The following is a 10,540-nucleotide window of genomic DNA, read 5'->3' as shown; positions in this document are numbered from 1 at the left end:
CTCCATGGAATGTCTCCAAACGAGTACTATAAATATATTAAAACCAACGAGTTACCATCAGCATTTAAGCTGTTATAAAATCCAGACAAAAAATTTTTCGGATGTCCTTGACAAGGGGCTCACTTTACACCAGAATCTACGGTTGCGAAACAAGAATTGCCAGATCAAACCGTCTGCAGCCGCTAAAACCTGCGGTTATAATGGAGAAATTTCCCAAAAGCCGAAAAATCTGACTATCGGAACCGGGCAGGTTTCTCAGCAGTTTTCTACTGGCAAAATCGTCTGATATCTCTTGCCTTTTGTCATGGAATATTATAGAATAATTCTGTGAGTTACTATGCTGAAGTGATTCAGCGAAAGGAGTTATAGCAATGGGATATGAAAAATTAAATGAGAAGATGATGGAGCTTAAAGATGAGATCTTTGCTTCCATCAAAGAGAGTGTCGCAATCGAAAGTGTCAAAGGCGCACCGGAGGAAGACGCACCATATGGAAGAGGACCGAAGGAAGCTCTGGACCACGCTCTGGCATTGGGCGAGAAGCTTGGATTTAAGACAGGCAATCTTGACAACAAGGTTGGCTGGATCGAATATGGCGAGGGCGAAGAAATGGCAGCGGTTCTTGGACATCTGGATGTTGTTCCGCTTGGAGAGGGATGGAAATACCCGCCGCTGGCATGCGAGATTCATGACGGACAGATGTACGGCCGCGGAGTTCTGGATGACAAGGGACCGGTAATAGGAGCGATTTATGCACTGAAAGCGATCCGTGATCTCGGACTTCCGATCGACAGAAGAATCCGTGTGATTTTCGGAACAGATGAAGAAAACGGTTCTTCCTGTGTAAAACATTATAACGAAGCTGGCGGAGAACAGCCTGCGATCGGCTTTACTCCGGACGGACAGTTCCCGGTTATCTTCTGTGAAAAGGGACAGTCTTTCTGGGAAGTTACAAAGAAAGTAGAAAGTCCGTCCAGTGTCAAAGTGCTTTCTATTGAGGGCGGTACAGCAAAGAATGTCGTAACACCAAAATGTACAATGGTTGTAGAAGGTGATCTGGATGTCAAAGAAGCAGACGGCATCACCGTGACAAAGGCAGATGGAAAGACTACAATCGTGGCAGAAGGACAGGGCGCACATGGCAGTACTCCGGAAAAAGGAGTCAATGCGGCAATCAAGCTGTTTGAGGCTGTAAAAGATTGTGGCATCGATGGAGATCCGGGACAGATGATCAACTTTATTCTGGAAAAGATCGGAACAGAGACAAATGGAAAATCTCTCGATATCTGCTGGACAGACGAGGAGACAGGAGAGACAACAGTCAACCTTGGTGTTGTAAAATGCACAGAGGAAGATCTGTTCTTCACACTGGATATCCGCTATCCAAAGAACGGAGACCGCGACACCCTTGTTGCAACAATGAAGAAACAGGCAGAGGCTTATGGAATGAATGCAGATCTGGAGTCTGAAGGCAAACTGTTATACGTGCCGAAGGATTCTGAGCTGATTCGGAAGCTGATGAACGTATATAAAGAAGAAACAGGAAGAGACGATCAGCCGATCGCCATCGGAGGCGGTACATATGCAAAAGCATTTGATAATATGGTTGCTTTTGGGCCGACATTCCCGGGAGAGCCGGATGTCATTCACCAGCCGAATGAATGTGCGGATGTAGAGAAAATGATGCTGTCCTACCAGATTCTGGCGGCAGCAATGTATGAGATTGCACAGAAATAAAATGCTGATTTAAGACAGAATAGAAAAAGGATTCCGGAACTGTTCCAATGTCCGTTTTGTGATGTTGGAAACAGTCCGGAATCCCTTTTTTTACGTGAAAATGCATTCCCCTCTTGCCGGAAAATATAGGATATGATACATTGGGCTTACAACACTTTTGGATGAGGGAGGTTATGAGGTGAAACTGATTTTGGAGTATCTGAAAAGATACAAATTCTGGTTTGTCCTGAACGTGATTTCCGTCTTTGGATTTGCTCTGGTGGAACTGGGGATTCCGACGATCATTTCCTATATGATCGACCAGGGAGTCATGAATGAGGACAAAGGATTTTTGATGAAGATGGGAGTGCTGACAGCGGTGATTTCTGTGATTGGCGTCTGCGGCACCATTCTTCTTGGTTACTGCTGTGCCCGGATTTCCACAGGGATTGCTCATGATATCCGGCAGGATGTTTTCCGAAAGGTACAGACTTTTTCGCACAGCGAAATGAATGAGATCGGAGTGGCATCTCTGATTACGAGAACAAACAATGATGCTTTTCAGATCATGATGTTTATGAATGTAATTTTGAGGACGGCAGTGCTGACCCCGGTTATGATTGTAGTAAGTTTCATGCTGACAGTCCGCACCTCTTTGGATCTGTCGCTGATCATTATTTCTACGATTCCTCTGATTATTATCGGGGTCGTTATTGTGGCGAAGATTTCCTCTCCGATCAGTGAGAGGCAGCAGGCGTCACTGGATTCTATCAACCGGATTTTCCGTGAGAATCTGACCGGTATCCGTGTCATTCGTTCTTTTAATAATGATGAATATGAATCTGAACGGTTTGACAAAGAAAATGTAAATTTTATGAACCAGTCGAAAAAGCTGTTTAAGCTGATGACCTCGACAGATCCGGTATTCTTTCTTATGATGAATCTTGCGATCATTGCGATCTATGTTGTTGCGAGCTTTATGATTGATGCCGGTACACTTCCTGTTGGAAAGCTGATTGCTTTTATGGACTATGTTTTCCATGCAATGTTTTCCGTATTGCTGTTCTGCCTTGTGTTTATGATGTATCCAAGGGCGAATGTGTCGGCAAAACGTATCCGGCGGGTACTTAAAACCGAGTCAATCATCGAGAACCACCCGGATGCTTCAAAGACAGAGGACAGGGAAAAGAGTATCGTATTTGATGATGTTACTTTTGCTTATCCGGACGGAGAAGAAGCAGTTCTGCAGCATATTTCTTTCGAGGCGAAGAAAGGCGAGACGGTAGCATTTATCGGAAGCACCGGTTCCGGAAAGAGTACGTTGATCAAGCTGATCCCGAGATTTTATGATGTATCAGCCGGAAAGATTTTGATCAACGGAGTGGACGTACGGGATATGGACATTTATAAGCTCCGCGAACGGATCGGATTTGTGTCCCAGAAGGCCAATCTTTTCAGTGGGACAATCGAGGAGAATATCCGTTTCGGCAACCGGAACGCGAGCATGGAAGAAGTAGTCCATGCGGCAAAAGTAGCGCAGGCCTATGATTTCATTATGGAGAAACCGGGGCAGTTTCAGGAGAGGATTGTAGAAGGCGCGGGAAATGTTTCCGGAGGACAGAAGCAGAGGCTTTCGATCGCAAGAGCACTGGTGCGGCACGCGGATATCTATATCTATGACGATTCTTTCTCCGCACTGGATTTCCGGACGGACGCAAAGCTGCGCAGTGAGCTTCGTAAGGAGATGACGGATGAGATTGTCCTGATCGTTGCGCAAAGAGTCTCTACGATTATGGATGCAGACCAGATTATTGTTCTGGACGAGGGCAGGATCGTCGGAAAGGGCACGCACAAAGAACTGCTTAAAAACTGCAGTGTATATCATGAAATTGCAGCTTCCCAGCTGAGTGAGGAGGAACTGGCTTATGAATAAAGAACAGATCGGCTGGAAGACATGTATGAAAGGGATGGGACGGTTTGTAAGTCCGTACAAAGGAAAACTTTTAGTGGCAGTCCTGACGACAGTGTTTGCGACAGCAATCTATTCCCTGAATCCGACAATAGAGGGGCTTGCAACGACACAGCTCGCCCGGGACGCGTCTGAAATTCTCCAGGGTGTCAGCGGGGCACATGTACATTTTGACAAGGTATTCCGCATTCTGGCGCTTCTTGGTACAAGTTATGTGACAAGGGCACTGGTGCTCCTTGTGTCGGCATTTTTCCTGACCAATGCGATTCAGCAGACGATGCATGATTTGAGAGGGGCACTTCAGAAAAAAATCCAGAAGATGCCGGTCAGCTATTTTGACGAGCACGCTTTTGGAGATGTATTAAGCTGTGTGACCAACGATGTGGATACGCTGAGCAATGCTCTGCAGCAGACGCTGACCAGGGTGATCAGCGGGGTGCTGACTTTTATTCTTGCGGTCAGCATGATGCTTCGGATCAATGTAGCGATGACGCTGATTGCATTGATCATTATTCCGCTCGTGGCACTTATTACGAAGGTATTTGTAAAGCGTTCCCAGGATCTGTTTGACATTCAGCAGAAAACCGTAGGACAATTGAATGGTGCAATCACGGAGCTGTACGGCGGATTTAATGAGATTATCAGTTACAATAAACAGGAAGATGTGGAAAAACAGTTTGAGGAAGTAAATCAGAAGATGAGAAATTCCGCGTTCAAGGCGCAGTTTGTCTCCTCTTTGATTTCTCCTTGCGTGTCACTTGTGACTTACCTGACGATCGGTACCTGTGCGGTAATCGGATGTCTTCAGGTTATTCAGGGGACCATTACGATCGGACAGCTTCAGGCATTTGTGCGCTATATCTGGCAGATCAACGATCCGCTGTCCCAGGTTTCCCAGCTTTCCGCACAGGTACAGGCAGCCTTTTCCGCCATGCGCAGAATCTTTACCCTTCTTGCTGAGAAGGAAGAGGATCAGGGCGGAAAGGCAGAGATTGCAAAGGATAAAATCGAAGGCAATGTGACCTTTGAACATGTACAGTTTGGATACGATAAGGAACTTCTGATGAAAGATGTCAATATCGATGTCAAGAAAGGCCAGACGGTGGCGATCGTCGGTCCGACAGGAGCAGGAAAGACAACGCTGATGAATCTGCTGCTCCGCTTTTACGACGTGAAGGGTGGTTCCATCAAGATTGACGGCATTGATATCCGGGATATGAAACGGGAAGATCTGAGATCGCTGTTCTCGCTCGTACTGCAGGATACATGGCTGTTCTCCGGAAGTATTTATGACAATATCCGCTACGGAAGACAGAATGCAAGAAAAGATGAGATTATCAGCGCTGCGAAGATGGCAAATGTCCACCACTACATCCGCACACTGTCCAGAGGATACGATTCACTGATCAATGAGGAAGCGAACAATATTTCTCAGGGAGAAAAGCAGCTCCTTACCATCGCAAGAGCGATTCTGAAGGATCCGCAGATTCTGATTCTGGACGAGGCGACATCCTCGGTGGACACCAGACTTGAGAGAAGGCTTCAGGAAGCCATGCTTCGGGTGATGGAGGGAAGAACATCCTTCGTTATCGCCCACCGGCTTTCTACAATCCGGGACGCGGACATGATTCTGGTACTGCGGGACGGAGATATTGTGGAACAGGGAACACACGAAGAGCTTCTGGCAAAGAAAGGTATGTACGAAAAACTGTATCATTCTCAGTTCGCGGGACAAAATTTTGATGAGGTTTGCTAGACATTGTGGTATGATAGTGTATAGATAATATGAGGAAAGGGGCATGAATCCATGAAAAAGAAACTCATTTTAGTTACATCACCACCGGCATGCGGAAAAACCTATGTTGCCATGAAACTTGCGGCAGAACTGAATCATGTTGTATATCTGGATAAAGATGCACTGATTATTCTGAGCAGACAGATTTTTGAAGTGGCAAATCAGCCATATGACAGAAGCTCGGATTTCTTTGAAGAACATATCCGTGATTACGAATATGCGGCGATTCTGGATATGGCGGTGGATGCGCTGGAATACGATGACATTGCGCTGATCAACGCGCCGTTTACCCGTGAGGTCAGAAATCCGAGATTTATGGAGAGCCTCCGGCAGGATCTGATGCGAAAGAATGCAAGACTTTATGTTGTGTGGGTTGTCACAGATCCGGCGATCTGCAAGAAGAGGATGATCCGGAGAAACAGCGACCGTGACACATGGAAGCTGGCACACTGGGATGAGTACATGGCAAAGACTGATTTTTCCATCCCGGAAGAACTGAACGACAAAAGCAAAGATCAGGAGCTCCTTCTGTTTTATAATTCCAATGAAGAAGAGTTCCGCAAATCCATGAAAGAAGTGGTACGAAAACTCCAGGATGAGGAGTAAAGAGAAAAGTCAGACAGACGAATGCAGACAGGAGATTCCGGCCGGACGGCAGGGGATCTCCTGTCAGACGTAGGGGGAGTCTGGAACAAGGACAAAAGAGAGGACCGGAATATGGAAATACAGATGTACAATATGGGGCTTGGAGAATGTTTCCTGCTGGAAGACGGAACAGAAAAACTGGCAGTCAACTGTGGAACCCGCAATAAAAGAATCAATGGGACAGACAGCGGAGAGATTTACCGGGAGATACAGGACCGGGCGGCAGAAGAGGGATATGATTTGCTGATTACACAGTTTGATCCGGAACATATCAGCGGGTTCCTTCAGACAGGCCGGGTACGGCCGGGTGACGGAATCCGGACTGTATACCTTCCGGATCTCTTTTCGGAACGGTGGATGAACGAGGTGCTTGCTCTGCTGCTTTTGCAGGATCTTTCCAGAGGAGGGTTTCTTCCGGGAAAAGCGGTGACACTTACCAGCCTGATGGAAGTACTTTTAACTTTTCCGGGCAGGCTTTGTTTCCTGAAAAGGGGAGAGAGCATCGGCGGGAGGTATCAGGTACTCTGGCCGCAGAAAGACGGACTGAAAGCGGAGATGGAACAGACACTTAAGTCCGCGGGGATTCTCGACGCTTTTTATGAGCAGGACCGCTGCATGTGGAGAGAACTGGTCCGGGTCTCCTCAAGAATGAGAGAGATTTACATGCGGCTTCTTGCCATTTCCAGAAGCGCGGATGTTCCGAGAAATGAAGAGGGAATCCCGGTGGAACTGGAAGAGGACATCAAAAACTTCCGGTCGGACTTCAGAAAGCTGCGTAGAAACGAGCGGTTTCTTGGAATGGTGGAACGGTGCCAGAAACATCTTGAGATTCTGAAAGCATTTCATGACAGGACAGGACTGATTTTTCATACCCGTGAAGACGGCAGCAGGAATTTTCTCTATACAGGAAACACCTGGAAAGAAAGGGCGGCATGGCTGGCGGCAAATGAGGACGGGCTCGCCGGACTTCACAGAGAATACTGGTGCATTACGCTTCCGGGACATGGGACGGATGACTGTTACTGGGATTTCTCGGAGTATGCTCCGAAGCACTTCCTCGTATCCAACGGGTACGTAGCGGGACAGGAGAACGGGAAGGTATCCGGACGTTACAGCGGCATGTTCGCCGTCCCGGATGTAACGATGCACTGTACCAGCGCAGACTGGTGCGAGGGGCGGAGGAACGGCATCTGCAGCTGCTGGAGCGCGCAGATCACATCTCCGCATCATTATTCCGTCATCCGGTAGCACGAAAGAAAAGATCCGACATGCAAAGAAAGGGAGGACAGACAGAATGAATAAGAGAAGAGCAGATAACGGAATCCCGAAGTATCAGCAGATTGCTACGGATATTGCCTATAAAATTGTAAATGGAATTTATCAGGAGGATCAGAAAATCTATGCAAGATCCGCCATCGGGAGTCAGTACAGTGTTTCTTCGGAGACAGCGCGCAGAGCAATGTGTATTCTTGCGGACTGGGATGTGGTGACGATTGAGAAAAACAGCGGTGTTCTGATCAAGTCGGTGGATAATGCAAAGAATTTTCTTCAGCAGCAGAAACAGACAAAATCAATCCAGAATCTAAAACGGAATATTCTTGACAGTGTGGAACGCCAGCAGCAGGAAATCAAAGAGCTCTATGATTATCTGACAGAGATGATTGATCAGATTGAGCGTTACCGGTCAACCAATCCATTTATCCCGTATGAAATTGTGATTACAGATCAGACTCCTTATCTGGACCGGACTGTCGGGGAAGTGGATTTCTGGCAGGAAACCTTTGCGACCGTGATCGCAATCAGGAGAAATGGAGTGCTTATGATGTCTCCGGGGCCAAAAGCGGTGTTTAAACTCAATGATATCCTGTATTATACAGGGGATGAGGAATGTCCGGAAAGGGTACAGAAATTTATGTATCCGCATCAGTAAAAAAGTACTTGCAAAAGTAACAACTTTAAAATAAAATAGAGTTGTCATTCATGGCTATAATGTAACTCACAAAAAAGAGCAGGAGGTTCTGATGCAGATCTTCCTGTTTTTTTCTTTTACCCGGCCCGGAACGTCAGGGAAGGGAGAGGACTGCATGAAAAAGAACAAGGTTGACATCACATTCACACTGTAATAAGATAAAGCAAAAAGAAAATGGAGTCATTATGAAAAAAGATACGATAAAAGAAGTTGTAGAAAAACTGAACCGTAATTACCTCACTGAGGAACTGTTCATGCCGAAAAAAGGGCGGAGGCTTCCGGAGCGCGCGGCGGTGATTGAGATTATCCGTGATCTCAGACAGATTATTTTTCCGGGATATTTTGGAAAAGACAGCGCGCTGGAACTGGATACCGCCTACTATGCAGGATACCGGATCAACCATCTTTACGATGCGCTGAAAGAGCAGATCACCATTGCGCTGAGATATCAGGGGAAAGAAGAGAATGTAGAGCAGAAGGCTCAGGAAGTGACGGACCGCTTCTTCTCCCGGATTCCGGATATCCAGAATCTGATGCTCAAAGATGTACAGGCTGGATTTGACGGGGACCCGGCGGCCCAGAGCCGGGAGGAGATTATCTTTTCCTATCCTGGACTGTTCGCGGTTTATGTGTACCGGATTGCCCATGTGCTTTATGGTGAAAAGATCCCGTTTATTCCGCGGATCATGTCAGAGTATGCGCATGGAAGAACAGGGATCGATATCAATCCGGGAGCCAGAATCGGAGAATATTTCTTTATTGACCACGGCACCGGAATTGTAATCGGGGAGACGACCGAGATCGGTGACTATGTCAAACTTTATCAGGGCGTGACGCTGGGGGCGCTGTCTACAAGAAACGGACAGAAGCTTGCCGGACTGAAACGACACCCTACCATCGGCGACCATGTGACGATCTACTCGAATTCCACCGTCCTTGGTGGAGATACCGTGATCGGGGAACGCTGCATTATCGGAGGAAATACTTTCATTACAGAGTCCGTGCCGCCTTACACGAAAGTAAGCGCCAAGAGCCCGGAACTGATTTTCAAAACGCCAAAAGAAAATCAGGAAAAGAAGAATCTCTGGGAGTGGGAAAATTAAAACTCCTTTACCTCGGAAGACGGAAGTAGTAAAATATAGGCAAAAGAACAACAGGAGGGAAAGTTTATGGGACAGGAACTGATTTTAAAATTAAAAGAAGTAAAACAGGCACTGGTAGACCTTGATCTCAAAGGCGAAGAGTGGGAAGAACGTCAGGAAATTCTGCAAAAGCTTGAAGACGTGACCTCCTATGTAAAGGATGCCATAGGAAGCGGAAAACTATAAAGCAGAAAGGATGAAAGACGATGCAGCCAAAGATCAGGGCACTGGTATTTGACATGGACGGGCTTCTCTTTGACTCGGAGAAAGTGGTCCAAAAATCGTGGTATATCGCCGGAGAACGGCTGGGATACCCAAACGTAGGAGATCACATCTATCATACCCTCGGGTTTAATGTTGTAAGAAGAAGCAGGTATTTCAGGGAGACATTTGGAGAGGAATTTCCGGTAGAGACCTTTAATCAGATGACAAGGGAGATTTTCTATGAATTGAAGGAGACGGAAGGAGTTCCGAAAAAGCCGGGTGTGGATGAACTGCTTTCTTACGCAAAAGAAGAAGGATACCTGCTGGCGGTCGCCACTTCGTCCGGGGAGGCCTATTCCAGAACGCTTCTGAAAGAGGGAGGGATCTGGGATTATTTTGACGCCGCGGTCTTTGGCGATATGGTCACACATGCCAAGCCGGATCCGGAGATTTATCTGAAAGCATGTGAGAAACTTGGAGTGAAGCCTTCGGAAGCGGCCGCACTGGAGGACTCGCCGAACGGAATCCGTTCTGCGTATGCAGCGGGCATGTATCCGATTGTCATACCGGATCTGGTCAGGCCGGACGAGGAGATCAAAAGTCTCAGCACATGGCAGTGTGAATCATTGTTTGATGTGATCAGTATACTGAAAGAAAAGTAAGAATCAGCCGTACAGAAAAGGCAGTCCTTCTCTGTACGGCTGATTTTGCGATGTATGAGGAATGTGCGTACATCCTAAAGATTCAGAAAGCGGCTGCAGCATTCCTCAAAGACGTGAATCTGATGTGTCAGGTCTTCTGCCTGTATGTCGGACAGACTTTCCAGAAGAAGATCCTGAGCACGGTGTACGCCTTCTTTGTCAAGAGGAGGCGTAAGAGCGAAATCGCTGTAGGCCCGAAGCTTCTGGAAATAGAGATTCAGGTCCGCGGGATTTTGTTCCTTATATGCCAGTTCATACATATAGTGGGAGTCTGCAGCGTCAGAATCATTGCATTTTTGACAGATCCACTTTCCAAGGTAATAATATTGATTTCCGATCCGGTAGACAAATCCCGGACGGGAGATGAAATCCTGATGGTTCATATCCGGCACCTCCTTGT

At 47.0% G+C, this 10,540-nt stretch carries 11 protein-coding genes; 10 read left to right on the top strand and 1 reads right to left on the bottom strand.

All coding sequences use genetic code 11. The features are described 5' to 3' along the window. The 10 genes from B5E64_RS18195 to B5E64_RS11870 all read left to right on the top strand — a co-directional run. Positions 1-286 (top strand): hypothetical protein (locus B5E64_RS18195; RefSeq protein WP_204247066.1); only part of this gene is annotated, 286 nt, incomplete at its 5' end. 85 nt (positions 287-371) lie between these two features. Next, positions 372-1,736, top strand: a complete 1,365-nt coding sequence (gene pepV, locus B5E64_RS11905) for a dipeptidase PepV (RefSeq protein WP_087168718.1) — start codon at positions 372-374, stop codon at positions 1,734-1,736. Between the two features lie 178 nt (positions 1,737-1,914). After that, positions 1,915-3,648 carry an ABC transporter ATP-binding protein gene (locus B5E64_RS11900; protein WP_087168717.1) on the top strand — a complete coding sequence of 578 codons (1,734 nt, stop codon included), beginning with the start codon at positions 1,915-1,917 and terminating at the stop codon, positions 3,646-3,648. Further along, complete coding sequence (locus B5E64_RS11895; RefSeq protein ID WP_087168716.1) at positions 3,641-5,440, top strand: ABC transporter ATP-binding protein; 1,800 nt, start codon at positions 3,641-3,643, stop codon at positions 5,438-5,440. The genes B5E64_RS11900 and B5E64_RS11895 overlap by 8 nt, the downstream gene beginning before the upstream one ends. 51 nt (positions 5,441-5,491) lie before the next feature. Then, on the top strand, positions 5,492-6,085 hold the full coding sequence (locus tag B5E64_RS11890) for an AAA family ATPase (protein WP_087168715.1): 594 nt from the start codon (positions 5,492-5,494) through the stop codon (positions 6,083-6,085). Between the two features lie 21 nt (positions 6,086-6,106). Further along, positions 6,107-7,372 (top strand): hypothetical protein, encoded by a 1,266-nt coding sequence (locus tag B5E64_RS11885; protein WP_087168714.1) that lies wholly within the window; start codon positions 6,107-6,109, stop codon positions 7,370-7,372. Between the two features lie 46 nt (positions 7,373-7,418). Then, positions 7,419-8,054, top strand: a complete 636-nt coding sequence (locus tag B5E64_RS11880; protein WP_087168713.1) for a GntR family transcriptional regulator — start codon at positions 7,419-7,421, stop codon at positions 8,052-8,054. Between the two features lie 224 nt (positions 8,055-8,278). Next, complete coding sequence (gene epsC, locus B5E64_RS11875; RefSeq protein ID WP_087168712.1) at positions 8,279-9,196, top strand: serine O-acetyltransferase EpsC; 918 nt, start codon at positions 8,279-8,281, stop codon at positions 9,194-9,196. Between the two features lie 66 nt (positions 9,197-9,262). Beyond that, complete coding sequence (locus tag B5E64_RS18190; protein WP_204247065.1) at positions 9,263-9,421, top strand: hypothetical protein; 159 nt, start codon at positions 9,263-9,265, stop codon at positions 9,419-9,421. A 20-nt stretch (positions 9,422-9,441) separates the two neighbouring features. Then, positions 9,442-10,101 carry an HAD family phosphatase gene (locus B5E64_RS11870; RefSeq protein WP_087168711.1) on the top strand — a complete coding sequence of 220 codons (660 nt, stop codon included), beginning with the start codon at positions 9,442-9,444 and terminating at the stop codon, positions 10,099-10,101. 74 nt (positions 10,102-10,175) lie between these two features. Here B5E64_RS11870 and B5E64_RS11865 read toward each other — a convergent pair whose 3' ends face one another. Beyond that, positions 10,176-10,523 carry a hypothetical protein gene (locus B5E64_RS11865; RefSeq protein WP_087168710.1) on the bottom strand — a complete coding sequence of 116 codons (348 nt, stop codon included), beginning with the start codon at positions 10,521-10,523 and terminating at the stop codon, positions 10,176-10,178. Positions 10,524-10,540 lie beyond the last annotated feature (17 nt).

Origin of the sequence: Drancourtella sp. An12 (assembly GCF_002160935.1) — a bacterium.
In the GTDB taxonomy this organism is placed as follows: Bacteria; Bacillota; Clostridia; order Lachnospirales; family Lachnospiraceae; genus Sellimonas; species Sellimonas catena.
Note: the sequence above shows the minus strand (reverse complement) of the source record. Positions and strands in the feature narration are given on the sequence as shown.